The 24,430-nt window shown below is 59.5% G+C and carries 23 protein-coding genes and 3 pseudogenes; 14 read left to right on the top strand and 12 right to left on the bottom strand.

Annotation, left to right across the window (positions count from 1 at the left end; translation table 11 throughout):
- Positions 1-232 precede the first annotated feature (232 nt).
- The 3 genes and pseudogenes from ETW23_RS26275 to ETW23_RS26905 form a co-directional block, all read left to right on the top strand.
- Positions 233-394 (top strand): annotated as a pseudogene (locus ETW23_RS26275) (IS21 family transposase); the annotation flags it as partial.
- A gap of 443 nt (positions 395-837) precedes the next feature.
- A complete protein-coding gene (locus ETW23_RS19600) occupies positions 838-1,281 on the top strand; it encodes an ATP-binding protein (protein ID WP_247676860.1) in 444 nt (147 codons plus the stop codon).
- A 527-nt stretch (positions 1,282-1,808) separates the two neighbouring features.
- Positions 1,809-1,943 (top strand): IS3 family transposase, encoded by a 135-nt coding sequence (locus ETW23_RS26905; RefSeq protein ID WP_211038060.1) that lies wholly within the window; start codon positions 1,809-1,811, stop codon positions 1,941-1,943.
- 531 nt (positions 1,944-2,474) lie between these two features.
- Here ETW23_RS26905 and flbT read toward each other — a convergent pair.
- From flbT to ETW23_RS19575, 5 genes and pseudogenes are all read right to left on the bottom strand, one after another.
- A pseudogene (flbT, locus tag ETW23_RS19595) lies at positions 2,475-2,878 on the bottom strand (flagellar biosynthesis repressor FlbT).
- Positions 2,879-2,880: 2 nt separating this feature from the next.
- Entirely contained in the window at positions 2,881-3,252 is a 372-nt protein-coding gene (gene flaF, locus ETW23_RS19590; protein ID WP_134830987.1) for a flagellar biosynthesis regulator FlaF, read from the bottom strand.
- Between the two features lie 78 nt (positions 3,253-3,330).
- A complete protein-coding gene (locus tag ETW23_RS19585; protein WP_134830986.1) occupies positions 3,331-4,161 on the bottom strand; it encodes a flagellin in 831 nt (276 codons plus the stop codon).
- Between the two features lie 203 nt (positions 4,162-4,364).
- Positions 4,365-4,724, bottom strand: coding sequence for a flagellar export chaperone FlgN (locus tag ETW23_RS19580; protein ID WP_134830985.1), 360 nt, complete (start codon positions 4,722-4,724; stop codon positions 4,365-4,367).
- Positions 4,717-5,010 (bottom strand): rod-binding protein, encoded by a 294-nt coding sequence (locus ETW23_RS19575; RefSeq protein ID WP_134830984.1) that lies wholly within the window; start codon positions 5,008-5,010, stop codon positions 4,717-4,719. Before ETW23_RS19575 ends, ETW23_RS19580 begins: the two co-directional genes overlap by 8 nt.
- 128 nt (positions 5,011-5,138) lie before the next feature.
- Between ETW23_RS19575 and ETW23_RS19570 the strand changes: the two genes are divergently transcribed.
- From ETW23_RS19570 to ETW23_RS19560, 3 genes are all read left to right on the top strand, one after another.
- The gene (locus ETW23_RS19570; protein WP_134830983.1) at positions 5,139-7,010 is read left to right on the top strand and encodes a flagellar hook-length control protein FliK; all 1,872 of its coding nucleotides are present in this window, start codon (positions 5,139-5,141) and stop codon (positions 7,008-7,010) included.
- A 4-nt stretch (positions 7,011-7,014) separates the two neighbouring features.
- The gene (locus ETW23_RS19565) at positions 7,015-7,692 is read left to right on the top strand and encodes a flagellar hook capping FlgD N-terminal domain-containing protein (RefSeq protein ID WP_134830982.1); all 678 of its coding nucleotides are present in this window, start codon (positions 7,015-7,017) and stop codon (positions 7,690-7,692) included.
- Positions 7,693-7,840: 148 nt separating this feature from the next.
- Positions 7,841-8,617, top strand: a complete 777-nt coding sequence (locus ETW23_RS19560) for an aminoglycoside phosphotransferase family protein (RefSeq protein ID WP_134831365.1) — start codon at positions 7,841-7,843, stop codon at positions 8,615-8,617.
- On the opposite strand, the gene ETW23_RS19555 is transcribed toward ETW23_RS19560, so the two are convergent.
- The 5 genes from ETW23_RS19555 to ETW23_RS19535 form a co-directional block, all read right to left on the bottom strand.
- Complete coding sequence (locus ETW23_RS19555; protein WP_205879919.1) at positions 8,590-9,909, bottom strand: FAD-binding oxidoreductase; 1,320 nt, start codon at positions 9,907-9,909, stop codon at positions 8,590-8,592. The genes ETW23_RS19560 and ETW23_RS19555 overlap by 28 nt on opposite strands.
- Positions 9,909-10,724 carry an ABC transporter permease gene (locus ETW23_RS19550; protein ID WP_134830980.1) on the bottom strand — a complete coding sequence of 272 codons (816 nt, stop codon included), beginning with the start codon at positions 10,722-10,724 and terminating at the stop codon, positions 9,909-9,911. The genes ETW23_RS19555 and ETW23_RS19550 overlap by 1 nt, the downstream gene beginning before the upstream one ends.
- Positions 10,721-11,602 (bottom strand): ABC transporter permease subunit, encoded by an 882-nt coding sequence (locus ETW23_RS19545; protein ID WP_129372739.1) that lies wholly within the window; start codon positions 11,600-11,602, stop codon positions 10,721-10,723. The genes ETW23_RS19550 and ETW23_RS19545 overlap by 4 nt, the downstream gene beginning before the upstream one ends.
- Complete coding sequence (locus ETW23_RS19540) at positions 11,602-12,729, bottom strand: ABC transporter ATP-binding protein (protein ID WP_129372740.1); 1,128 nt, start codon at positions 12,727-12,729, stop codon at positions 11,602-11,604. Before ETW23_RS19540 ends, ETW23_RS19545 begins: the two co-directional genes overlap by 1 nt.
- Positions 12,730-12,846: 117 nt before the next feature.
- Positions 12,847-13,935 (bottom strand): polyamine ABC transporter substrate-binding protein, encoded by a 1,089-nt coding sequence (locus tag ETW23_RS19535; protein ID WP_129372741.1) that lies wholly within the window; start codon positions 13,933-13,935, stop codon positions 12,847-12,849.
- Positions 13,936-14,077: 142 nt separating this feature from the next.
- On the opposite strand from ETW23_RS19535, the gene ETW23_RS19530 reads away from it, so the two are divergent.
- From ETW23_RS19530 to ETW23_RS19505, 6 genes and pseudogenes are all read left to right on the top strand, one after another.
- Positions 14,078-14,764 carry a GntR family transcriptional regulator gene (locus ETW23_RS19530; protein WP_237455249.1) on the top strand — a complete coding sequence of 229 codons (687 nt, stop codon included), beginning with the start codon at positions 14,078-14,080 and terminating at the stop codon, positions 14,762-14,764.
- 66 nt (positions 14,765-14,830) lie between these two features.
- Positions 14,831-16,225, top strand: a complete 1,395-nt coding sequence (locus ETW23_RS19525; RefSeq protein ID WP_129372743.1) for an aspartate aminotransferase family protein — start codon at positions 14,831-14,833, stop codon at positions 16,223-16,225.
- Positions 16,226-16,591: 366 nt separating this feature from the next.
- Entirely contained in the window at positions 16,592-17,692 is a 1,101-nt protein-coding gene (locus ETW23_RS19520) for an ABC transporter ATP-binding protein (RefSeq protein WP_129372744.1), read from the top strand.
- 77 nt (positions 17,693-17,769) lie between these two features.
- Positions 17,770-18,870 (top strand): extracellular solute-binding protein, encoded by a 1,101-nt coding sequence (locus ETW23_RS19515; RefSeq protein ID WP_129372745.1) that lies wholly within the window; start codon positions 17,770-17,772, stop codon positions 18,868-18,870.
- An 83-nt stretch (positions 18,871-18,953) separates the two neighbouring features.
- Positions 18,954-20,225: an ABC transporter permease gene (locus ETW23_RS19510; RefSeq protein WP_129372746.1), complete on the top strand. Its 1,272-nt coding sequence runs from the start codon at positions 18,954-18,956 to the stop codon at positions 20,223-20,225.
- Between the two features lie 14 nt (positions 20,226-20,239).
- Positions 20,240-21,085: pseudogene (locus tag ETW23_RS19505) on the top strand (ABC transporter permease); the annotation flags it as partial.
- A 124-nt stretch (positions 21,086-21,209) separates the two neighbouring features.
- On the opposite strand, the gene ETW23_RS19500 reads toward ETW23_RS19505, so the two are convergent.
- On the bottom strand, positions 21,210-22,535 hold the full coding sequence (locus tag ETW23_RS19500) for a lytic murein transglycosylase (protein WP_247676859.1): 1,326 nt from the start codon (positions 22,533-22,535) through the stop codon (positions 21,210-21,212).
- Between the two features lie 61 nt (positions 22,536-22,596).
- Complete coding sequence (locus tag ETW23_RS19495; RefSeq protein ID WP_134830977.1) at positions 22,597-23,313, bottom strand: YafY family protein; 717 nt, start codon at positions 23,311-23,313, stop codon at positions 22,597-22,599.
- Between the two features lie 84 nt (positions 23,314-23,397).
- On the opposite strand from ETW23_RS19495, the gene ETW23_RS19490 reads away from it, so the two are divergent.
- Together ETW23_RS19490 and ETW23_RS26900 are read left to right on the top strand one after the other, a co-directional pair.
- The gene (locus ETW23_RS19490; RefSeq protein WP_134830976.1) at positions 23,398-24,096 is read left to right on the top strand and encodes a glutathione S-transferase family protein; all 699 of its coding nucleotides are present in this window, start codon (positions 23,398-23,400) and stop codon (positions 24,094-24,096) included.
- Positions 24,093-24,353 carry a hypothetical protein gene (locus ETW23_RS26900; protein WP_368075858.1) on the top strand — a complete coding sequence of 87 codons (261 nt, stop codon included), beginning with the start codon at positions 24,093-24,095 and terminating at the stop codon, positions 24,351-24,353. The genes ETW23_RS19490 and ETW23_RS26900 overlap by 4 nt, the downstream gene beginning before the upstream one ends.
- Positions 24,354-24,430 lie beyond the last annotated feature (77 nt).

Raw genomic sequence — 24,430 nt, 5'->3', positions numbered from 1 at the left:
GAGACGTACTGCGGCTTTCAGCCGAGGGCCTGTCGGCCCGCCGGATGGCGGCGAACCTGGCGATTGGCCGCACCACGCTGCAGGGTTATCTGGAGCGTGCCCAAGAGGCAGGCTTAAACTGGCCGCTGCCGCCGGAGATGGCGGATGCCGAGCTTGAGCGGCTTCTCTCTCCGCGCACTACGATACTGCTGTTCGCCAGTGGGCTTGAACCAGTGGCGCCTTCACTAGCTCACTGCCCGCGAGGCCTCGCAAACCAAAAGACAAAGCGAAGGCCGAGAGTGCTGTCCTGCTGGTCGAACGCTGGATCCTGGCGCGGCTGCACAGCCTGCAATTCTTCAGCCTCAAGAAAGTAAACGCCGCCATCCGCCCGTTGCTGGACAGGCTCAGCAGCAAGGTCTCCCGCCACCTTGTCGCCAGCCGCCGGCAGCTGTTCGAACAGCCGGACAGGCCCGCCTTGAAGCCGCTGCCAGCGGGCGCTCGAGATCAACGCCCGTTCCTATTCGCCGGTCCATTCGATCCTGAAGAATGCTCTGGAGCGCAAGCCCCGCACCCGCGCCAGGAAGGAGACTGCAATCACCCACCCCAACATCCGTCGCCCCCAAAGGGGCGCCTGTTACCCATGGTCCGCCTTCGGCGGGACGCGCCGGCTGCTTCCATCGAAAGGATATTCATGCTGACCCATCCACCCCTTGAGCGCCTGAATGCCCTGCGCCTCGATGGCATGGCGGAAGCCTATACCGAATTGCAGGTGCAGGACAGCGCCGCCGATCTGACCCACGCCGAATAGCTGGGCTTGCTTGGCGCGCCAGCCGGGAGACCAAGTGCTTGGAGACCCGCATGTGCGTGGCCAGGTTGCGCCATGTGGGCACCTGCCCGGAAGATGCCGGTTACCGCGCCTACCGCGATGGCACCACCGTGCTCTGCAAGCGAATGCCGCGCCTCTTCGAAGGGCTCGAAATGGCCAATGGCGATGGCCGCTTCCCCCCTGTTCCGCAGCCCCACAAACCCCGGCTGCTGATCCTCGATGACTGGGGGCCGGACCGGCTGACCGCAGCGCCGCGCCGCGATCTGATGGATATCGTCGAAGACCGCTACGGCCGCGGTTCAACCATGATTACCAACCAGCTGCCCATCAAGGCTTGGCACGGTGCTACTGGCGAGCCGGCCTTTGCGGACGCTATCCTCGACGGTAACGTTTACAACGCCTACCGTCTCGACCTCGAAGGGCAGTCGATGCGCAAGACCATCGCCAATATGAATGGCGGAACACCCGAAACCTGATAGCCGGAAAACTATGCCTCACGGCAACGCGTTAAAGGTGTCCGGATGTTGCCGGAATGAGTGGCCGAGTTCGCCGGAATGCGCAGGCTCACAAAGGCACGACCACAGATGACGGAGCGGAAACGCTATTCGGCGGAGTTCAGGGCCAGAGTTGCACGTTAAGCCATCCGTGAAGAACTGACGACGGCTGAACTGGCCAAGAAGTACGGCGTCCATCCGGCGATGATCGGAATCTGGGAGAAAACGGCGATCCCGAACATGGCTTTCGCGTTTTGGCCTGAAGACCGAAGAAGAGCCGCCGATCTCACAGAACGACGTATAAAAACTACACGCCAAGATCGGCCAGCCGGTCGTGGAACGGGATTTTTCGGCCAGTGCCTCCAGTCTCATCTTTGGAACTGGAGGTAAAAAGCGGTGACGCACGGCCACCCCGGTCTCAGCGTCCGGCGGCAGTGCAGTTTGCTGTCTCGTGCCCGCTCCAACCCGTATTATCCCCCGCGGCGAAAGCGTTGAAAACGCTGCGGTTCATGGCAATCATCGACAAGCAATTTCTGCAAACGCCTTGGTATGGCGCGCTCCAGGTGGTCCGCCGCATGCAGCGAGAGGGGTACAGTTGTGGGCGGCACCGCGTGCGGCGGCTGATGCGTCTTGTGCCGATCTGAAAGGCGCCAAAGACCAGCTAAAAACACCCGGAACACAAGATTCACCCATATTTGCTCAAAGGCTTGGCGATACCCCGCCCCAATCAGGTCTGGTGCACCGATGCAGCCTGCATTCCCATGCACCGGGGGCCTTTACTCGGCCGCGGCCATGGGCTGGCACAGCCGGAAAGTTCTGATCTGGCGGCTATCCGGCACAATGAACGCCGGGTTCTGCATCGAGGCCTTGAAGAAAGCGCTGGCCCGGCGCTGCCCGCCCGGGATATTCAACTCTGATCAGGGTCCACGTCTTGAACCATCGTGATCTGAATTGTTGGCGGCGGCCAGCGCGCCAGTCCTCGTGTGCAGGGACTGCACTGCCTGCTCGTCAACATTCTCTGCGTCGCCTGCAAGTATCAGATGCACGCTATTTCCGACGGCCAATTTTAAGACTGTGCACCGATCCTGCACATTGCTGAAAGCTGCTTTCCAGGTTCAGCCGAAAGGGAGTTCCAGCCCGCAATTCTTGTAGCAGGCTGGAGGAGCTGGAGGCTATCAGGATGGTCTGACAGCAAACAGCCGGTCTTCGCGCGGCAGCAGGGTGCGCAGCGCCTTCAGGCAGCGGTAGTGGTTGTTGCCGATCACTGCTTCTGTTGCCTCGGCAATGGATGCGCGGCTGTCAGGATCGGTGAAGACTTGGCTCAGCTCTTCGATCCGGCGCAGCATCGGTAGACGTTCTTCCTCGGGGTCGGCATCACCGGACAGGATCAATTGTGCCGCATAGCATACCCGGCGCACCGGCGTATTGGCTTCTTCCGGATGGATCGCATCGCGCAGGCGTAGGATGTTGGCATCTGGGGTGACAATAGACAGGCGGCTGCGGCGGTCGCCGTTTTCTATCACCGCGCCATTTACAAGGACACGTTCCTTGGGGCAAGTTTCAGGACAAGTCCGCTCATATTCAGGATGCTCCGCCACGAAGGCCACGCATGATGGCCGTATTAATTTCTACCAGCGGCCGGACATCGGCCTTGCGTTGAAGCACTTTGCTGGTGTGTTGCCTCGTGAATTCTGCCAGCTCAAACAGGCTGAGTTTGAGTTCATCCGGCAGGGGGTTGCCCTTTGACGCGAGATCAGCGGTGAAAATTGACCAAAGCTTGCGGTTGTCGTTCAATGCTGCTGCAAGTTCAGCAAACTCATCGCGGCCTTTCTGCGCGGCTGTGATCAGCCGGCGGGTCACGCGGGCGATCACTTCATATTCGAAATTCTTTGCTGTCCGGGTCGGGGCCTTTGCCGCCGAATAGGCACTCTTCGCCTTCAGAAGGGCATTCACGTGTTTTCCTAACGTATTATTCTTCAGGTTCTCTGAGAGGGGAAGACCGGGGCGCCGTCAGCGCCCCGGATCAGGCTGTTAACGGAACAGCTGCTGCAATGTGGACGGCGCCTGGTTCGCGATGGTTAGCGACTGGACCGCTAGCTGCTGCTGAGTTTGCAGGGCCTTCAGCCGGGCCGAGGCTTCTTCCATATTGGTGTCGGTCATCGCGCTGACGCCAGTTTTCAGAGAGTCAGTCAGCTTCGACACAAAGTCGTTCTGGTCCGTGATACGCTTTGCATCCGCACCAAGTGCCGCAGCATCATCGATTGCACCTGCAATAAGACCATCGATTTCACCAAGTGCGGTGCTCGCAGTGGCCGCATCGGTAATAGCCGTCAGGGGAGTGGTGGCCCAATCCAGATCGTTTTCCATATCCACAGCTGCAACGCTGATCGTGGTTCCACCATCAACAGAACCTAGAACGGTCAAGGCAGCTTCGGAATCAGCAGCGTCGACAAATTCGTTCAGCAGGTTCGCGCCATTAAATTCAGCCGAGCTGATGATCGCCGTGATCTGTTCCTGCTTTTTAACGATGTCATTCTGGATCTTGGAATGGTCTACGTTTTGAGAGTTTGCAGATACGATGAGTTCTTTCATCTCTTTAAGAACTTCGACGATCTGCTCCGCGCCAGACGAGGCGACGGCAACGGTTGCCTCGCCAAAGTTCAGCGCATCTCCTACGGCTTCATAGGCCTGGATGTCAGACTCCATCGACTTAGAGATCGACCAGACAGCGGAATTGTCTTTTGCTGAGCCGATTTCTTTACCGGTTGAAATCTGGTTCTGAGTGTCACCCAGATCGTCGTTCACCGAACGCAGAGTCTGCAGAGCAACCATTGCGCCGTTGTTGGTCAGAATGCTGGTCATAGCTTTTTCCTTTAGATGAGGGGCGCTTTAGCCCCAATATTACTTGCCCCGAGGGGCGCTGTGTGACGTCTTTCTGACTGTGCGTTCCGCCGTCCGGCTTCCGCGCCACCCTTCATAAGGTGCAAGGCGACATTGGCGCAGGAGTTGCTAAGGGAGTGCTAATGCCGGGATTCGGTATTTCTAGAATTTTCCCAAAATTGCACTCAGGCCCGTTTTTCAAGCTTGCCGCCGCCTCGGGTGCTATGACGGGCCCGCTTGCCGGCCTGGTCATAGACATCCAATCCCTTGCGGATGCGGCGCGTCTCGGCCATTCGGGCGGCGACGGCACGGATACCGTCCATGGCGCTGTCCAGAAGCTGCTGGTTTCGCGAGACTTTGGTTTGGACTTGCGCCAGAGACTCGCGTTCAAGCTCTGACACGGAATTCAGCTTGCCGATGACTTTCTCTTTCTTGGTCAGAAGATCTTCCAGTTTGCCAAGGTCGCCGGCCATCAGCGCCTTGCGCTCGCGGTCCAGGATCTGATCAAGTTCATCAATGAGCTGCTGAGGTTTCGGGTCACTCATCTTGGGTCTCCTTTAGTGCGTGATAAAGTGATTCAGCCAAACCGATCCCGCCAGAGCGGGCGATCTGCGTGGCCTGTTCGCGAATTAGAAAGCTGGAGAACTGCTCTTCTCCAGCGCCGCCGCCGAAGCCTTCGCTGGCTTCACCGAGCCCTGCGGACTTAAGCATTTCTGCAAGGAAGGAGGCTTCGAGCTCAATTGCGGCATCGCGAAGGGGATCGCTGACCGCTGGACGCACCGGGGTGGTTGCAGGTGCGGCCTGAAGCAGGTTTGGCAATAGATCTGACATGTCCGGTTCTCCGGTTGAAAGTCGAATTTCATCGATTTTTCTAAGACTGCGCAGGAACCGGTTAAAATTGCCGTAACCGCTTTGGGGTATGTCTGTCCGGGTCGAGATAGAATGTCTGGAAAACGATCATGAATATGAATTCGATCCTTGGCTTGGAAGCCGGCTCTGCTGGTAAGTCACCGTCTGGTTCTCCGGATGATTCAAAAAAATCAAATACTTCAAGAGACTTTTCAGATTTTTTGTCTGCTCAGTCCGACCCTGGCGAGGTGGCGGCCGAACAACAATCAGCCAAGGGCGAATCGGCTGAGGCCGAATCTGAACCCAGGTTGCAGAAGAGTACGGCCAAGGACAGCAAGGAAAGCCAAGACACACTCTTTGAGGTGGAGCGGGAAATATCGGCAAGGAACCCCTCTAGGGTTGAACCAGTACTTTCCGATGCGGAAATGGCTTCAGGGTTGCAAAATAGTGGAACTTCCACCGCTGAAGAGGCCGGTGCCGCAGAGACTAAGGCTAAGTCCCCGCACGGGGTCATTCCAGCAACTGGAGAAAGAGTTGAGTCACGGGCCGCTGAGCAGCGAAGCGGGCTGCTGATTTTGAAGGACCCGGGAGCCGGCGCCGGTATTAAGCCCGGAGACAGTGCACCTGCCGGCGGAAATGATCAGCCAGACGCTATGCCCAAAGCAGCCTCCAGCGTAAGCCCCACTGATCAGGGTGCGGGCCTCAAAGCAGGGGCAGTGATTCATCACGATCCATCCGTCGAGGGCAATGTGCAACCTGCTGAGAAGGCCGGGGAAGTTGGAAACACAGAGAAAGCGCAGTCTTCAGTGCGTTCAGCAACACAGGCGGCAGCAAAAACGCCTGCAGCTGCGCCAGAGAACTCAGCCACAAAGCTGCAGGGGGATAGTACTGAACCCGATGTCCGCAGAGTTGATGTCAGGGAAACTGGAAATCGCCGGGAAAACACTGCCCGCGTTTCGCCTGAGACTGCTGCTCAAACAGGTGCGACAGCCACTGAAAGGGCTCCGGCGGAAAGGGCACAAGTTACCGATGGCACGGGGCAAAGCAAAAACGGAAATGCAATCAGTGCGGCGCAGCCGAAATCTCTCGAGACTGGTTCAAGTTCAAGTACCCATTCAGTGGCTCAGTCGATTGGTGAAAAGCCTGACAGCATAGCGAAGGCGGTCAATCCGGCTGCGCAAGGAGAAAATCCGGGCATTGCAGTCAACCAGGTTGCTGTGAAGGGGCCGGGTCAGAAACGTGATCTAGCTTCCACACCTGTTTCGAACGGAAATGGAGCGCAGATTAAAGCGGAACCAGCCGGAATTGAGAGCCCGTTAGCCGATCCGTTTAAAGGCAGTGATGCCAGGATGGCTACAGTGCCTGCAGCGCCGCAAATCATTCAGTCGGCAGCTTCTCAGCTGCAGCCTTTGCTTGCTGGCGGGATGACTGCCGGAAAAATGGCGGCAGAGCTGTTGTCCGGAACTGATGAGGCGCTGGCCGGAACACTGGGATTATCCAGCGAAGCGCCCGGATTGACGCAGCTGCTGACGGAAGCCTCAATTGGCTCACATGGGGCGCACCGGCCCGAAGCACCGCGCATGATTGCAGCCCAGATGGCTGAGGCATTTGCTGCCAAAGGCGAGCAAAAGGTTGAGGTGAGTTTGAACCCTCAGGAGTTGGGCCATGTGAAGATGCGCGTGATGGCCAGCGAAACAGGAATCACCATGATCATTCAGACGGAACGTCCGGAAACCGGTGATTTGATGCGCCGGCACATCCATGAACTGGCCGAGGAATTCCGCCGCATGGGATATGAAGATATCTCATTTGAATTCAGCGGCGGACAGGCCGGCACCGGTCATCCCGGCGATGAAGCGGACGGCGGTTCCGGCTTGTCCGGCGGAACCGCAGAGACACGCGGCGCCGATGCAAAGGACGCCGGTGAAGCAGCAACACAAAACCTCCGGCTCGGAACAGCCGGTGTGGACATGAGGGTTTGAACACATGACAACACCAGTTACTTCTACGGGATTCAACTCAGGGCAATCCAATTCGTCGCAGCCGTCGCCGCAGCAGACCTCCGGCCTGACCTCGGATTTTGATACTTTCGTGAAAATGCTAACCGCGCAGGCGAAAAATCAGGATCCTTTGGAACCGATGGATTCGACTGAATATGCCGCGCAGCTGGCGCAATTCTCGATGGTCGAACAACAGACCAAGAGCAACAACCTGCTGGAAGGGCTGCAATCACAGCTTGGCCTGGCTAATATGGCGGCTCTTTCTGGCTGGGTCGGGATGGAAGCACGGGCGGTGGCCCCTGGTTACTTTGATGGCAGCAATGAAATCACTATTGCGCCTAACCCGGCTGCTGCCGCGGATTCGGTGACACTGGTCGTGCAAGACAAAAACGGCACCGAAGTGCAGCGCGTCGCTTTGCCGGTCTCGGCTGAGCCTTTCCAGTGGAACGGTCTGGATGATGACGGCAACCCGCTTGAGGCGGGGGAATACGCCTTTGTGATCGAAAGCAGCAAAGGCGACGAGCTGCTGCTGCAGGAATATGCCGAAATTTATTTCAAGGTGAACGAAACCCGGATGCAGGGCGGCGAAGTAGGATTGATCACCGAAGGGGGGTCCGTGGTTCTGGCTTCGTCGGTGAACGCGCTGCGTGATCCTGAGGCTTGATCCAGCTGTATGCGCAGGCAGAAAAACTGTCTAAGAACAGGGCGGCATAACATCGGAGACCGCCCTGCAACCGCTTCCTGACCAGTTCGAACCCCGCTTTTTTGCGCATTTGTCTGCGTTGGGTCTTCATGTGCCCGCTCCTAGACGGCTGGCAGGCGGGCGGTCCAATCATGTCTGGCGGGCCGGCGCGCTGGTGATCAAGCTTTATTCAGCCGAAGGCGCCAACCCGCTGTTTGCCAATGATCCGGCCCGCGAAGTTGCTGTGCTGACGGCACTGTCAGGCACCGGCATGGTGCCGCCGCTGATCCAGACCGGGGAATTTGAAGGCAAGAAATGGCTGGGCTATGCGCATGTCAATGGCAGTCCCTGGCAGCAGGACACTGGCCATGTGGCACAGCTATTGGGGCGTTTGCACGATCTGGCTCCCCCGCCGGGCTTGCCTTGCGGCGTGAATGGCAGCGCGGCGCTGGAACAGCAAACCGTTGAAATTTTGAGCAGCTGCCGCGATCGCGATCAGCTGGCGGCGCTTCGCCCGTTGGGACGGGTTCCGCCGTTGCCTCAGCTGGTGTTGATTCATGGCGACCCGGTGCCAGGCAACCTGCTGGCACATGATGGCACGCTGACGCTGATTGATTGGCAATGCCCGCAAATCGGCGACCCGGCAGAAGACCTGGCGTTGTTCCTGTCGCCTGCGATGCAGCTGATGTACCGGGGGGCGCCGCTGTCCGAGGATGAAGAAGACGCATTTTTGCGCGCCTATCCAGATCCGCGGATTGCCGGGCGGGCCTTGGCGCTGAAGCCCTGGTTCCACTGGCGGATGGCAGCCTATTGCCGGTGGCGGGCCGATCGCGGCAGCGCGCAGGATTTGCAGGCGTCAGAACTGGAACGCGCGGCGCTTCAATCCATCAGGCCCAGAACCGCATAAGCAGGAGGCATCAGCATCCGGCGGGCGCGGCCCAACGGAAAGCGTGCCATTTTCTGCACTATGGGTGAGTAGGGCAGCTTGGGCGCGTGCCCCTGTACCAGATCACTCAGCAGCCGTCCGGCATAGCTGCCCATCGCCACACCATTGCCGTGATAGCACAGCCCGGCAAACATGCCGGGGCGCTTCGGCACAGGGCCAATGAAGGGAACTAGGTTGCGCGACAGGCAAACCATGCCTGACCAGCAATGCGTGGTTTCCACTTCACGCCATGCCGGGAACATCGCCTCAAAATCCTGCCGCAGTTTACGGCGAATACCTGCTTCAGCCCGTGGGGAAGCCAGCAGCCCGCCGCGCATTCCAAACAGGAACCGGTTGTCGGGCATCAGCCGGAAGTAATGCAGCAGATTGCGGGTGTCATAGGCCATTTGATGCGAGAACCAGCCCTGCGAGTCCAGTTCCGCCCGGGTCAGCGGCCGGGTCACCATGACGGTGGATTGTGCAGGCATGTAACGCCCTGCGAGCCAGCCGGGCAGGTCCTCGGCGGAATAGCCGTTGGTTGCGATGATGACCTTGGAAGCCTTCAGGCCCCCTTGTTTAGTCTCTATTCTATAGCCCCTGCCTGCCTGTTGTACCGACAGCGCTGCGCTGCGTTGGTACACTCGGGCACCTGCATCCTGCGCGGCCTTGGATAGGCCGAACAGGTATTTGCGCGGATTGAGCGCAAATCCCACCGGTGTTGTCAGCGCTGCATGGAAGCTGCCATTCAGCCCTTTGTCCGCGAGCTGATCACGGGTCAGAAATTCCGGTTCCTCTCCCGCCTGACGCAGTGCGTCAGCTTCTGATTGCAGACGGCGCACGGCCTTTTCGTTGTGCGCCAGCTGGGTTTCGCCATGTGAATGAGTGTCGGCATCGATGCCATGGGTCTGCAGCAGGCCGCGAACCAGATGCACCGCGGCTTCCTCGCTGGCGTGATACGTTTCAGCCGCAGATTTGCCAAAAACCCGCCGCATCGTGCTGCCTGAATGCTTTGAGCCGCCCAAACAGCAGAAACCGCCATTGCGCCCTGATGCGCCCCACCCCGGGGTCTCGGCCTCCAGTACCGCAACGGACACGCCGCTTTCTGCCAGATGCAGCGCGGCTGACATGCCGGTGAACCCGCCGCCGATGACGGCCACATCGGCGGAGACTTCACCCTGCAGCACCGGCCAGTCCGGTGCTGCAATGGTTTCGTCCCACCAGCAGTTCGTGCGGGGGCCGGGACCGTAGGCGTAACCGGAAAATATCCGGCGCATCAGATGCGCTCCGCGGCCTGTTCCTCCCGCTTCTGGCGGGTCATCTGATGTTTGGTCACCAGCGAGGCAGTGATGACTCCAACGGTCACAATGCTGATCATGATCGTCGACAGCGCGTTGATCTCGGGGCTGACGCCCAAGCGCACGGCGGAGAATATCTTGATCGGCAAGGTGGTGGCCGAGGGGCCGGAGGTGAAGGAGGCGATCACCAGATCATCCAGCGACAGGGTAAAGGCCAAGAGCCAGCCGGATATCACCGCGGGCGCAATGATCGGCAGGGTCACCAGCCGGAACGCCTCTGCCGGGGAGCAGCCCAGATCCAGCGCGGCTTCTTCCAGCGACTGGTCGAAAGTCACCAGCCGCGAGGACACCACAACCGAGACATAGCACATGGAGAACGTGGTATGCGCCAGGACGATGGTCAGCACCCCGCGGTCCAATCCGATGCCGATGAACAAAAGGAGCAGCGACAGGCCGGTGATTACTTCGGGCATCACCAGCGGCGCATAGATCATGCCGGAAAACAGCGTCCGTCCCATAAACCGCCCGCCGCGCACCATCACATAGGCGGCGATAGTGCCCAGCACGGTGGCGATAGTAGAGGAGAACACGGCGACCTTGATGGTCACCCAGGCGGCATTCAGGAACGCCTCGTTCTGCATCAGCTCGCCGTACCACTTGGTCGAAAACCCGGCCCAGACCGTTACCAGCTTGCTTTCGTTGAAACTGAAGATGATCAGGATCACCATTGGGATGTAAAGGAATGCAAAGCCAAGGGTCAGCGATACGGCATTAAACCAGCTCATACGGTTCATTGCTCTGCCTCCTGCTGTTTCTGCTGGTTGCGCTGGAACAGCACAATCGGGATGACGAGAAGAAGCAGCAGAACCACCGCCACCGCGGAGGCCACCGGCCAGTCGCGATTGGAGAAAAACTCCTCCCACAGCACCTTGCCGATCATCAGCGTGTCTGATCCGCCCAGCAGTGAGGGAATGACAAATTCACCCAGCACCGGGATGAAGACCAGGAAACTGCCGGCAATGATGCCGGTTTTCGACAAGGGAATTGTCACCAGCCAGAACGCAGACAAACGCGAACAGCCCAGATCCTCGGCGGCTTCGATCAACGATCCGTCCAGCCGTTCCAGTGCCGAATAGACCGGCAGGATCATGAACGGCAGATAGGTGTAGACGATGCCGATGTAGACCGCGGTATTTGTGTTTAGGATCGTAAGCGGCTCGGAAATTATCCCGGTCCACAGCAGGAATTGGTTGAGGAACCCTTCGTTCGACAGGATCCCCATCCACGCATAAACGCGGATCAGGAACGACGTCCAGAACGGTAGAATCACCAGCATCATCAAGGTGGGCCGCCACTCAGCCGGCGCGCGTGCCATGGCGTAGGCGATCGGGTAACCTGCCAGCAGGGTGAAAAAAGTTGAGATTACCGCGATCTTCAGCGAGCTGAGATAGGCTTTCCAGTACAGGTCATCTTCGGTCAGCCAGATGAAATTTTCAAAGTCCAGCGCGTCGATCAATGCTCCGATACCGGTTTCCGGATCAAACTGCGGCACATAGGGCGGGATCGAAATCGCGTAATCCGACAGCGAGATTTTCAGAACGATGGCAAAGGGCACCAGGAACAGCGCCAATAGCCAGGCATAGGGGATGGCAATCAGGACAAAGCGGCGCATCAGTCTGCCAAAAGTACGCCTGCCGTGGCGGTCCATGACAGCCAGACAGTGTCTTCCCAAGTAAAGGCGCGGCGGGCGATGCGGCGGGTGTTGGCGGTCTGCGCCTTAATCACCGCGCCGGTTGGCAGTTCCACGTGGTAGGTAGAGATATTGCCCAGATAAGCGATATCCAGGATGCGGCCCTGCACGGAATTGTCCGCCTGTTCGGGTTTTTCGGCGCTGATGGAGACTTTTTCCGGCCGAATTGCCAGCTGACAATTTTGCCCGTCGGATAGCGGATTCGGGGACTGCACGGTCAGCGGCGCGTGGCCCTCGTGCCAGGACATTGCATATGTGTCGCTGCCATTGGGTTTGGCAGTGCCTGCAATCAGGTTCACATCGCCAATGAAGTCAGCCACATAGACGGAATTCGGGCTTTCATAGATCCGGTCCGGCGTGGCCACCTGGATGATCTTGCCGTGATCCATCACCGCCACGCGGGAAGCCACGGTCATTGCCTCCTCCTGGTCGTGGGTCACGATCACAAATGTGGTGCCGGTCTTCTCCTGAATATCCATCAGTTCAAACTGGGTTTCCTGGCGCAGCTTCTTGTCGAGCGCGCCCAGCGGCTCATCCAGCAGAAGAAGTTTCGGATGTTTCGCCAGCGACCGCGCCAGGGCAACCCGCTGCCGCTGACCGCCGGAGATCTGATGCGGTTTGCGGCGGGCAAATTGCTCCAGCCGGGTCAGACGCAGCATCTCGTCGACCCGGTCGTTGATGTCGTGCTTGGGCATTTTCTCGCGCTTCAGGCCAAAGGCGATGTTTTCCCAGACCGACAAATGCGGGAACAGCGCGTAGGACTGGAACATCATGTTGACGGCGCGTTTGTTCGGCGGCACCGGCGCGATATCCTGCCCGGCCAGCCGGATGGTGCCCTCAGACGGGGTTTCAAACCCGGCCAGCATCCGCATCAGCGTGGTCTTGCCGCAACCCGAAGGGCCCAGCAGAGCATAAAACTCTTTTTCGTAGATGCCGATGGTCAAATCGTCGATGGCGGTGAACTCGCCATAGCGTTTGGTGACGTTCTGAAAGTGGATCAAGGGCTTTGCCTCGGGATCGTTCCAGGGTTCGAATTCGGAAGCAGTCAAGCCGGGCCTCTTCTGCGAAGTGTCGCGCGAATGTCTCGGATGGTCGCGCGTGGGGGAATCCAGGCGCGTCAGGAAATGCGGGGCGGCGGATGCGCCCCGCGGGTCAGGTCCGGCTGATCAGGTGCCGGATTTGACCTTGGTCCACATGCGGGTGGCCTTGCGCTGCACTTTCGGCGGGTAGCCTTCCTTGATGTACAGGTTCTTGACGGTCTCGGCGCCGGGATAGATTGCCGGATCGCCGATCACATCCTGTTCCAGGAACTCCTGGCTCGCCTTGTTGCCATTGGCGTAATAGACATAGTTGGACGCCGCCGCCATGTTATGCGCATCCATGATGAAATTCAGGAACTTATGGGCACCTTCGGGGTTCGGAGCGTCGACCGGAATTGCCATTTGGTCGAACCACATCAGCGCGCCTTCCTTGGGGGCGTTGAACTCGATCTCGACGCCGTTTTCCGCCTCGGCCGCGCGGTCGCGCGCCTGCAGAATGTCGCCGGACCAGCCGAAGGCGACGCAGATATCGCCGTTGGCCAGTGCATTGATATACTCAGAACTGTGGAACTTGGTGATATAAGGGCGGATCGCCTGCAGCACCGGTTCCGCCTTGGCCACCACATCGGCGTCCATGCTGTTGGGGTCTTCACCAATATATTTCAGCGCCGCCGGGATCATCTCATCCGGGGCGTCCAGGAAATGCACGCCGCAGCCGGCCAGCTTTTCCATGTTGGCCGGGTTGAACACCAGCTCCAGCGAGTCGATCGGGGCATCTTCGCCCAGGGCTTCCTTGACCTTGGCGATGTTCACGCCGATGCCGGTGGTGCCCCACATATAGTTGATGGAATACTCATTGCCGGGATCATAAAGGGCGGTGCGTTCTTCGATCGCGTCCCACATGTTGCCGGCATTGGCCAGTTTCGACGAGTCCAGCTTCTGAAAAGCGCCGGCCTGGATCTGGCGCGCCATGAACGATCCGGTCGGCACAACAACGTCATAGCCCGACCCGCCGGCCAGCATCTTGGTTTCCAGAACCTCGTTGCTGTCAAAGACATCATAGATCAGGTCAATGCCGGTTTCGGCTTCGAATTTTTCCAGCAGGCTTTCGTCAATATAGTCCGACCAATTGTAGACGCGCACCTCTTCCGCAGTAGCAGCGGCGGCCGTGCCAAGGGCAACGACGGCAGTCATGGTCATCGTTTTCAGTGTCATGAATTTCTCCCTGTGCATGCCGGCTTCCGGGTCCGGCTGTGAAAGGATTTGATCAAGTTTTGTCGCGTTCGGCAATACTCTTTATGTTTTCACTTGGCTCCGGATGGTGCAAGCTGGCCAAAACCGAGGAGGAAAACCCCAGGTGACCGAGACCACTTCACCACCCGTTGCGGCCCAGGAAAGCCCTGCAAAACCGCCCGCGCATGAGATCGTCTATCAGACACTCAGGTCGCAGATTCTATTCGGCGAACTGGTGCCCGGCCAAGCGGTGACAATCCAGGGGCTGGTGGAGACGCTGGGGGCCGGCATGACACCGGTCCGGGAGGCAATCCGGCGGCTGATATCGGACGGGGCGCTGGTGTTCCAGGGCAACCGCCGCGTATCGGTGCCCTTGTTGGGGCCCGGTGACCTTGAGGAGCTTATTTTTGCCAGAAAAACAATAGAATGCGAACTTGCCCGCCGGGCAACGCTGCGGATTGCAGAAGCGAGTATCGCGCAGTTGGTGGCCATTGATACTGCGCTGGACAAGGCCATATCGACAGGCGATGTGGCGGGGTACCTGGTGCAAAACTACAGCTTTCACACGGCGCTTTATTCCCATGCGGATGCCCCCATTCTCAGTGACATTGCCGACCGGCTGTGGCTGCGCTTCGGCCCCTCGCTGCGGGTGGTCAGCGGGCGGCTCGGCACCCAAAGCTTCCCGGACCGTCACAAGGACATACTGGAGGCGCTGCGGCGGCAGGACCCGGAAATGGCCGCATTGGCGATGGAGCGGGACGTCTACGAGGGGATGGAGCATGTGGTTCAGGGGCTGCAGGCTGCAAACTGATTCGATTGACACCTGGGAATTTGATCATATTCTGGTGCCAATCAGTCATTCTCAGGAGCGAGTCCCATGACCGTTATCACCAACCACATGCCGACGGCCGAGCTGCAGGCGCTGGACGCCGCCCATCACATGCATCCGTTCACCGCCAATGGCGAACTGTCGCAGAAGGGCGCCCGCATCATCACCCGCGCCGATGGCGTGCATCTGACCGACAGCGAAGGGAACCGGATCCTGGATGCGATGGCGGGCCTGTGGTGCGTCAACATCGGTTATGGCCGGGATGAACTGGCCGAGGTGGCCGCCCGTCAGATGCGTGAACTGCCGTATTACAACACCTTCTTTCAAACCACTCATGTTCCGGCCATCGCGCTGGCCGCCAAGATCGCCGAACTGGCGCCGGGTGACCTGAACAATGTGTTCTTTGCCGGTTCCGGTTCCGAGGCCAACGATACCAACATCCGCATGGTGCGTCATTATTGGGCGCTGAAGGGCAAGCCTGCGAAGTCGGTCATTATCAGCCGCAAGAATGGCTACCACGGCTCCTCGGTCGGCAGCGGTTCCTTGGGCGGGATGAGTGGTATGCATGCCCAGGGCGGTATGCCGATCCCGGATATCCATCATATCAACCAGCCGCATTGGTGGGCTGAGGGCGGCGATATGCCAGAGGAGGAGTTCGGCCTGCAGCGCGCACGCGAGCTGGAAGAGGCGATCCTGGAATTGGGTGAAGACCGCGTTGCCGCCTTTATTGCGGAGCCGGTGCAGGGGGCAGGCGGAGTGATTGTGCCGCCCGACAGCTACTGGCCGGAAATCCAGCGCATCTGCGACAAATACGAGATCCTGCTGATTGCGGATGAAGTCATCTGCGGTTTCGGCCGCACCGGCAACTGGTTCGGCAGCGAGACCCTGAACATCCGCCCTGACATCATGACCATCGCCAAGGGGCTTAGCTCCGGCTACGCGCCGATCGGCGGCTCGATTGTCAGCGACGAAGTTGCCTCGGTGATTGCCGGGGATGAGTTCAACCACGGCTACACCTATTCCGGCCATCCGGTGGCGGCGGCTGTCGCGTTGGAAAATCTGCGCATCATGGAGGAGGAGAACATCCTCGGCCATGTGCGCGATGTGGCCGCGCCGTATCTCAAACAAAAATGGGAAGCGCTGGCGGATCATCCGCTGGTGGGAGAGGCCAGGATCGCCGGCATGATGGGTTCCATCGCGCTGACCCCGGACAAGGCGACCCGCGCGGGTTTTGCTGCGGAGGCGGGCACTGTCGGCTATATCTGCCGCGAGCGCTGCTTTGCCAATAACCTGGTGATGCGTCATGTCGGGGACCGGATGATCATTTCGCCGCCGCTTGTGATCACGCCCGCGGAAATCGACGTGCTGATCGAACGCGCCTCCAAATCTCTTGATGAATGCTATGCGGAACTGAAGGCGCAGGACTTGCTGCACAGCGCCTGATTCCCCTCCCGGCTACCGCAATGGTGCCGTTTCCATCTGCGACTCATCCAGGCCCGGCAACAATGTTGCCGGGCCGTTTCTTCGGTAGAGGAATTGAAAAGGTCGTTTTCAGGCTGGTGTTTTGCAGCATGTGGCGCAAAATGTCCGGGCTGCGTCGCAAAAAGTCCGATGCCGCATGCCGGAACAGGACTAGGGTTCCCTAAGGATGTTCATTTCCTCTTGGGGAGGGGCCGAAGTACGAATTTCGTACACTCGCCATGGAAAGAATATTTTTTTCATACCTAGCGCTTGATAGCTTCGGTGTGATTAACTTCGAATAAGTGCAGAGCAAATCTGCCAGAATGACAAAACTACGGGGAGCCTGCTTTGGCTGATGCGTCAAACGTCGATGCGTTCGTTGAATTCGAACGCGTCCAAAAGAGCTATGATGGCGAAAATCTCGTTGTCAAAGATCTCAACCTCACCATGCCCAAGGGCGAGTTTCTGACAATGCTTGGCCCGTCCGGTTCGGGCAAGACAACCTGCCTGATGATGCTGGCAGGATTTGAAACCGCTACCCATGGCGACATTCGCCTGGGCGGAACGTCAATCAACAACATCCCGCCGCATAAGCGGGGTATCGGCATGGTGTTCCAGAACTATGCGCTGTTTCCGCACATGACGATTGCGGAGAACCTTTCGTTTCCGCTGGAAGTGCGCAAGATGGGTAAGTCCGAGCGCGAAGCCAAGGTGAAGCGTGCGCTGGACATGGTGGAAATGGGTGCTTTTGGCGGCCGCCGCCCGTCGCAGCTTTCGGGCGGTCAGCAGCAGCGGGTCGCCTTGTCCCGCGCGCTGGTGTTTGAACCGGAATTGGTTCTGATGGACGAGCCGTTGGGCGCGCTTGATAAGCAGCTGCGCGAAAAAATGCAGTTCGAAATCACCCATCTGGCGCACAGCCTGGGGATTACCGTGGTCTACGTGACCCACGACCAGACCGAAGCGCTGACAATGTCCGACCGTGTTGCCGTGTTCGACGATGGCCGGATCCAGCAGATCGCGCCGCCGGACCAGTTGTATGAAAGCCCGGACAACAGCTTTGTTGCTCAGTTCATTGGTGAAAACAACACGCTGGAAGGCACCGTCAAGGAAATCAACAACGGTATTGCCCTGGTGCAGCTGGACGATGGCGAACTGATTGACTGCAAGCCGGTCAATGTGTCCCGCCCTGGCGAGCGCACCCGCGTGTCGATCCGCCCCGAACGGGTGGAATACAACAAGGAACGCCTTCAGGAAGGTGTTCATACGCTTAAGGCGGAAGTGCTGGAGTTCATCTATATGGGCGACATCTTCCGCACCCGTCTGCGGGTGGCCGGCAATGATGAGTTCATCATCAAGACCCGGAATGCCCCGGACCAAACCCGTCTTCAGCCCGGTCAGCAGATCGAAATCGGCTGGCTGCCGGAAGACTGCCGCGCACTGGACGCCTGATCCGCGCGCGCAAACCCCCGGCAGACGAATGACCGGGGGATACTCACATCTGTGAATTCAACAAGGAGAGACTCTCTATGAAACTCAGCAAAATGTCTGCACTGGCGGTGACCACCGCCCTTTGCGCCCCTTCGGCCTTTGCCGAAGAAATGGCCAATGAGCTGACACTGGTATCCTGGGGCGGCGCCTATCAGGCCAGCCAGCAGAAAGCCTATGTGGAACCCTATCTGGCCGCTAACCCCGGGGTTAAGGTGATCTGGGACGAAAGCTCGGCTGAGGCCGTGGCAAAGATCCGCGCCATGAACGAAGCCGGCAATGTGACCTGGGACCTGGTGGACGCTGTGGCCTCCGACTCCATGCGCCTGTGCGACGAAGGCCTGGCCGAAGAAATCAACCACGACGAAGATCTGGCAGCAGCACCCGATGGCTCTTCGGCGTCTGAAGACTTCGGGGATCTGATTGTCAGCGACTGCTTTGTGCCGCAGATCGTCTATTCGACCACATTCGGCTACCGCACCGACCTGATCGACAAGCCGGAAACTGTCTGCGCGATCTTTGATACCGAAAAGTACCCGGGCAAGCGCTCGCTGCAGAAGCGCCCGATCGACAACATGGAATGGTCGCTTTACTGCGATGGCGTCGCCAAGGATGAGATCTACGACGTTCTGGGCACCGACGAAGGTGTGGAGCGTGCGTTGGCCAAGCTCGACACCATCAAGGACCAGGTCGTCTGGTGGACTGCTGGTGCGGAAACCCCGCAGCTGCTGGCCGACGGCGAAGTTGTCATGGGCTCGACCTTTAACGGCCGCCTGTTCTCGGCCATCGCGGAGCAGAACCAGCCGATCGGCATGCTTTGGGACATGCAGTCCTTTGATCTGGACGGCTGGGTTGTTCCGGCTGGACTGCCTGCAGACCGCAAGGCGCGCGTGATGGACTTCCTGAAGTTCGCCACCGACACCCAGCGTCTGGCTGATCAGGCCGCCTACATCTCCTATGGTCCGGCCCGTGCCTCCTCGGCGCCGCTGGTTGGCAAGCACGCTGAACTGGGTATCGACATGGCCCCGCATATGCCGACTGATCCGGCCAATGCAGGTAACGTCCATGTCTATGACTACGAATGGTGGGCAGACAACCGCGATGACCTGAACGGCAAGTTCCAGGCGTGGCTGGCCAAGTAATCTGACCGTTTCCGAGATACTGCAGGGGGCCTGAACGAAACAGGCCCCCTGCCCAAAAAAATAAAGACCCGACGGGGAACCCAATGAGTGATATTACCCAATCCGGCCCGGTGCTGGCGGCCGACGGCAGGCCGCTCAAGCGCAGCCTGGCGCGTGCACTGCGCATGCAGAAGCTGCGCGCACTGCTGCTGATCGCGCCGCTCTTGCTGTTCATCCTTATAACATTCATCCTCCCGGTGGCGGACATGCTGTTCCGGTCGGTAGAGAACCGGATTGTCGAGGATACACTGCCCCGCACGGTTGAAGTTCTGGCAGACTGGGACCCTGCATCGGGTCAACTGCCGGAGGAGGCAGCATTTGCCGCTCTGGCCGCCGATCTTAAAGATGCGGCAAACGTGAAGACCCACACCAAAGTTGCCAAGCGTCTGAACTATGAAAACCCGGGCCTCTCGTCTGTGTTCCGCAAATCCGGCCGCAAGGTCAAGAAATGGGATATCGCAAACGACGGCCCCTTCCGCGAAAAACTTATAGAACTGAACGACGGCTGGGGCGATCTTGAGCTTTGGCGGACGATCAAGACCTACTCCGGCACTTTCACTTCAGGTTACTTTTTGAACGCGGTCGATATGCGTTTGGGGGCTGAAGGCCCTGAGATCCGCCCGGAGAACGAACGGATCTACAACACCATGCTGATCCGCACCATGCGGATGTCCCTGATCATCACGTTCAGCTGCATCATGCTGGGCTATCCGGTTGCCTGGATCCTGGCGAACCTGCCCACACGCCAGGCAAACCTGCTGATGATTCTGGTCTTGCTGCCGTTCTGGACATCGCTCCTGGTACGGACCTCTGCCTGGAAAATCCTGCTGCAGCAGCAGGGGGTGATCAACGATACGCTGGTCTGGATCGGACTGGTGGATGATGCCAACCGATTGGTTCTTATCAACAACGAGCTGGGCACCATCATTGCGATGACCCATATCCTGCTGCCGTTCATGATCCTGCCGATGTATTCGGTGATGCAAACAATCAACCCGTCTTACTTGCGCGCCGCCAAATCCCTCGGGGCAACCGACTGGACTGCGTTCTGGCGCGTTTACTTCCCGCAAACCGTGCCGGGCATCGGCGCCGGATCGATCCTCGTCTTCATCCTGGCTGTTGGCTACTACATCACTCCGGCCCTGGTCGGCGGCACCAAAGGCACCTTTATTTCGAACCTGATCGCCTACCACATCTCGACGTCGGGCAACTGGGGTTTGGGCGCGGCACTGGGCGCAATCCTTCTGGCGGTGGTTCTGGCCCTCTACTGGGTCTACGACAAGATCGTCGGCATCGATAACGTGAAGCTGGGATAACGGACATGAGCGCACTTCCTCCTTATGCAACCACCGGCCAGCGTGCCTGGTACTATTCCTTCCGGGTCATCTGCGGATTGGTGTTCTTTTTCCTGATCGCGCCGATCGTGGTGATCATCCCGCTCAGCTTTAATGCGCAGGACTTCTTCACCTTCACGCCGGAAATGCTGCGGCTGGATCCCGAAGGATACTCGCTGAAACACTACCGCGACTTCTTCAGCAATGACTCCTGGCAGTCGGCGATGTGGAACTCGCTGAAGATCGCGCCGATGGCGACCATTGTCTCGGTGACCTTCGGCACGTTGGCAGCCATCGGCCTCAGCCAGCCGCATGTGCCGTTCCGCCGGGCGATCATGGCGATCCTGATTTCGCCGATGATCGTGCCGCTGATCATCTCCGCGGCCGGCATGTACTTCTTCTACAGCCGTATTGGCCTGCAGGGGACCTACATTGGTGTGGTGCTGGCGCACGCGGCACTGGGCATTCCGTTTGTGATCATCACGGTGACGGCAACCCTGGTGGGCTTTGACCGCTCGCTGACCCGCGCCGCGGCCAACATGGGTGCGGATCCGGTGACCACCTTCTTCAGGGTGCAGATGCCGCTGATCCTGCCCGGGGTGATTTCGGGCGGCCTGTTTGCCTTCATCACCTCCTTCGACGAAGTGGTGGTGGTGCTCTTTGTTGGTTCAGCCGGGCAGAAGACATTGCCTTGGCAGATGTTCATCGGCTTGCGTGAGCAGATCTCGCCAACCATTCTGGCTGTGGCGACGCTGCTGGTTGCGATCTCCATCATGCTGCTGGCTGCGGTGGAGATGCTGCGCCGCCGCTCCGAGCGCCTGCGCGGCATGTCCCCCGGCTGATCTGGTTGCCTGACTTTCAAACCAGCAAAGGCCCCGCCAAGCGGGGCCTTTCCCTTGTTCATCTGGCGAAAATATCCCGGGAGTGAATTGGCCGTAAGGCCAAGAGGGGGCTGGCCCCCTCCTGCTACCGCAAGTTTTCCAGCAGCCTTGGCGAGGCATATCCGTCCGGTGTCAGGCCTTTGGCGACCTGATAGGCACGCACCGCGCCGATAGTCTTTGGCCCGATCTTGCCATCAATGCCATCTGTATCAAAACCCGCACGGGTCAGCCGCTGCTGCATCTCTTCCCGCTCGGACAGGGTCAGCGCCCGGTCGCTGCGCGGCCAGCTGCCCTGGATCGGCGCGCCGCCCTTGATCCGGTCAGCCAGATGACCGACACCGATCACATAGGCATCGGCGGTATTGTAGCGTTCCAGGACGGCGAAATTCCCAAAGATCATAAAGGCCGCCCCCTCACTGCCCGCAGGCAACAGGATCGCAGAAGGACCGTGATCAGCAACCGGGCGCCCGTCCAGCCCCTTGATGCCAAGAGCAGCCCAGTCTGACGCCGGCTTTTCGATCTCCCGGTCTGCCAGGGTATAGTCAAACCCTTCGGGCAGGGACACTTCCACGCCCCAAGGCTGGCCCTTCACCCAGCCGAATTTTTTGAGGTACGCGGCGGTCGACGCCAGCGCATCAGCCGGATTGTCCGACCAGATATCGCGCTTGCCGTCGCCGGTGAAATCCACTGCGTAATCCAGGTACGATGTCGGGATGAACTGGGTGTGTCCCATCGCACCAGCCCAGCTGCCGGTCATCTTGCGAGCGGCGACATCACCGGCCTGAAGGATCTTCAGCGCGGCCACCAGCTGACCCTCGAAAAACGCCCCGCGCCGCCCGTCAAAGGCCAGCGTTGCCAAGGAACGGATCACATCCATCTTGCCGCGGAACGTGCCATAGCTGCTTTCCAATCCCCAGACCGCCACCACGATCTCTTTTTCGACGCCATAGGTTGCTTCGATTTGATTCAGCCGGGCGCGCTGTGCCTGCAGTGCCGCCTTGCCGTTTTTCACCCGCAGCTCTGAGGCTGCGCTGTCCAGATAGTCCCAGATCGTCTTGGTGAATTCCGACTGGTTGCGGTCGCGGCGGATCACCTCAGCATCATAACTGACCCCGGCAAAGGCAGTGTCCAGCACCGGTGCGCTGACGCCCTGCGCTTTGGCACGGCTGCGGAACGCTTTGATCCAGCCTTGGAAATTCAAGTCAGCAGCGGCAAGCTCAGGCTTTTGGATGGCGGCCGCAGGCCTTGCCGCAGGTCGCATGGCTGTGGCTGCAGCCAATTGAATGGCTTCGCCCTGTACCTCTTGTTCAAGAAGCCCTGGCCGCTGGGCGGGCCTCAGGGAACTGTCCGGTGCGGCCTCTGCCGCCATGGCGCCGCCTGCTACCAGGGACGCTGCAACCCATTTGCGCATGTTGCACCTCATTATCACTGCTCCCCTCCAGTCTAGCGGCGGTGCCGTCCGGGTAAAGAGGTCAGTCATTGAATGTGCGGCGGGCCGCCTGCCGGTGCTCTTGGCGGAACTGCTTCAGCGCGTCCCGCAGCATCGGCACCCGGTGCGGGCGGAAGCTTTGCCCCGTAACTTGCAAGGTCTGCATCCGGTCCAGCCGGAACACGCGTATCGCCTCGCGCAGGCAGCACCAGGCAATCAGCACGGTCGAGCGGTCGAAATATACGACACTTAGCGGCTTCACTTGCCGCTCGGTCACCGCGCCATGCCCGTCAGTATAGCCAAAGCGCACCTCCACCTCGTCCCAGGTGGCCTGACGCAACTCCTGTGCCGAAATCGCGGGCGGAATGGGCCGGTCGAAGCGGTAGGGCGCCAGCACCGCGTGGCGCAGCCTGTGGGCCTGCCGCGGCGGCAGCCGCGCCTGCAGCTTGCGCAACGCTTCCGAGGCTGCGGTGGCCAGCTCGGGATCGCCGATCTGTTCAACTTCGCGCAGACCGAGCACCAGCGCTTCTAGTTCGGTGTCGCGAAACCCCATCGGCGGCAGCGCGTTGTCCTCGATCAGGGTAAACCCATAGCCCGCGGCGCCATCAATCACCGCGCCCATTTCGCGGAGGGTGGCAATATCACGGTGGATGCTGCGGGCGGATACCCCAAGTTCGTCGCCCAGCCGTGCCGCAGTATGCGGTCCAGGTCCAAGGCGCATGGCCTGCATCAGCTGAAAAAGGCGGTGGGTTCGGGACATGACCCATTCTCTCTACGACTGATGACAGTTTTTGTCACCATGCCGATTTAAGCTGTCAGCAACCCGAGATGACAGGAGCCCGGAATGCTGACCCTTCTTACCTATCCCCGAAATGGCACCGTTTTCAGCCTCAGCCCGTTTTGCGTCAAGGCAGCCTTGCTGCTGGCCTATGCTGGCCAAACCTGGACCCGTGAAGACCTGAACGATCCCCGTAAGATGCCGCACCGCAAGCTGCCCGTGCTGCGCACGCCAGGCGGGCTGGTGCCGGACAGCAGCGCAATCCGTGCCTGGCTGGAGCAGCAGGGCACGGATTTTGATGCTGCCCTCGGAACACGGGACCGGGCCCAGGCGCATTTTCTGATCCGCATGGCCGAGGATACGCTTTATTTCCACGTGGTGCGCGACCGCTGGGACAATGATGCGGTCTGGCCGACGATCCGCGACAGCTATTTTCACGAGATCCCGGCCTTGATCCGCCGCCCGGTGACCAGTTCAATCCGCAAGTCGGTCCATAACGGGCTGATGTTCCAGGGCACTGCCCGGTTCAGCGACGCCGAACGCAGTCAGCGTCTGGACCAGGATCTGCGGGCCTTCGCCGGTTTGCTGAAAGGGCAGAATTTCCTGTTTGGCGCCCAGATCTCCAGTGCCGATTTCAGCGTCGCTTCCATGTTGCAGGCGATGGGGACAACACCTGTCCGCACCGCGCTGGTCAGCCGTATCCTCGACGATACGGTCCTGCAGCCCTATGTTGATCGCGTGTTTGAAACGGTGCCGTTGCCATGACCCCGCCCTTTGCCAGTCCCGGAATTGAGGCCGCCTTTGATGTGCTGGACCCGCAGGCCCGCGCCGGCCTGCTGGCGCTGCGCGGATTGATCTTCGACACCGCGGCGCAATCGCCAGAGGCCGGGCGGATCGAGGAAGCCCTGCGCTGGGGCCAGCCTTCCTATCTCACCCCGAGCGCAAAACCGGCACCACCCTCCGGCTGGGGGTGCCCAAGGGTGCGCGTTTTGCGCTGTTTGTACATTGCCAAAGCCGGCTGATTCCGGAGTTTGCCGCTGCCTTCCCGGCCTGGGACCGGTTCGAGGGCACCCGAGCAGTTCTGTTCAACGATCCCGCC

The sequence above is a fragment of the Leisingera sp. NJS201 genome (assembly GCF_004535885.1).
Classification (GTDB): domain Bacteria; phylum Pseudomonadota; class Alphaproteobacteria; order Rhodobacterales; family Rhodobacteraceae; genus Leisingera.
Note: the sequence above shows the minus strand (reverse complement) of the source record. Positions and strands in the feature narration are given on the sequence as shown.

Bases quoted from the DNA above. Each gene is read 5' to 3' on its own strand.
- ETW23_RS19600 (WP_247676860.1), top strand. From the start codon at position 838: ATGTGCGTGGCCAGGTTGCGCCATGTGGGCACCTGCCCGGAAGATGCC.
- ETW23_RS26905 (WP_211038060.1), top strand. From the start codon at position 1,809: ATGGCAATCATCGACAAGCAATTTCTGCAAACGCCTTGGTATGGCGCG.
- ETW23_RS19585 (WP_134830986.1), bottom strand. From the start codon at position 4,161: ATGACCAGCATTCTGACCAACAACGGCGCAATGGTTGCTCTGCAGACT.
- ETW23_RS19580 (WP_134830985.1), bottom strand. From the start codon at position 4,724: ATGAGTGACCCGAAACCTCAGCAGCTCATTGATGAACTTGATCAGATC.
- ETW23_RS19575 (WP_134830984.1), bottom strand. From the start codon at position 5,010: ATGTCAGATCTATTGCCAAACCTGCTTCAGGCCGCACCTGCAACCACC.
- ETW23_RS19570 (WP_134830983.1), top strand. From the start codon at position 5,139: ATGAATATGAATTCGATCCTTGGCTTGGAAGCCGGCTCTGCTGGTAAG.
- ETW23_RS19565 (WP_134830982.1), top strand. From the start codon at position 7,015: ATGACAACACCAGTTACTTCTACGGGATTCAACTCAGGGCAATCCAAT.
- ETW23_RS19555 (WP_205879919.1), bottom strand. From the start codon at position 9,909: ATGCGCCGGATATTTTCCGGTTACGCCTACGGTCCCGGCCCCCGCACG.
- ETW23_RS19550 (WP_134830980.1), bottom strand. From the start codon at position 10,724: ATGAACCGTATGAGCTGGTTTAATGCCGTATCGCTGACCCTTGGCTTT.
- ETW23_RS19545 (WP_129372739.1), bottom strand. From the start codon at position 11,602: ATGCGCCGCTTTGTCCTGATTGCCATCCCCTATGCCTGGCTATTGGCG.
- ETW23_RS19535 (WP_129372741.1), bottom strand. From the start codon at position 13,935: ATGACACTGAAAACGATGACCATGACTGCCGTCGTTGCCCTTGGCACG.
- ETW23_RS19525 (WP_129372743.1), top strand. From the start codon at position 14,831: ATGACCGTTATCACCAACCACATGCCGACGGCCGAGCTGCAGGCGCTG.
- ETW23_RS19515 (WP_129372745.1), top strand. From the start codon at position 17,770: ATGAAACTCAGCAAAATGTCTGCACTGGCGGTGACCACCGCCCTTTGC.
- ETW23_RS19510 (WP_129372746.1), top strand. From the start codon at position 18,954: ATGAGTGATATTACCCAATCCGGCCCGGTGCTGGCGGCCGACGGCAGG.
- ETW23_RS19500 (WP_247676859.1), bottom strand. From the start codon at position 22,535: ATGCGCAAATGGGTTGCAGCGTCCCTGGTAGCAGGCGGCGCCATGGCG.
- ETW23_RS19495 (WP_134830977.1), bottom strand. From the start codon at position 23,313: ATGTCCCGAACCCACCGCCTTTTTCAGCTGATGCAGGCCATGCGCCTT.
- ETW23_RS19490 (WP_134830976.1), top strand. From the start codon at position 23,398: ATGCTGACCCTTCTTACCTATCCCCGAAATGGCACCGTTTTCAGCCTC.
- ETW23_RS26900 (WP_368075858.1), top strand. From the start codon at position 24,093: ATGACCCCGCCCTTTGCCAGTCCCGGAATTGAGGCCGCCTTTGATGTG.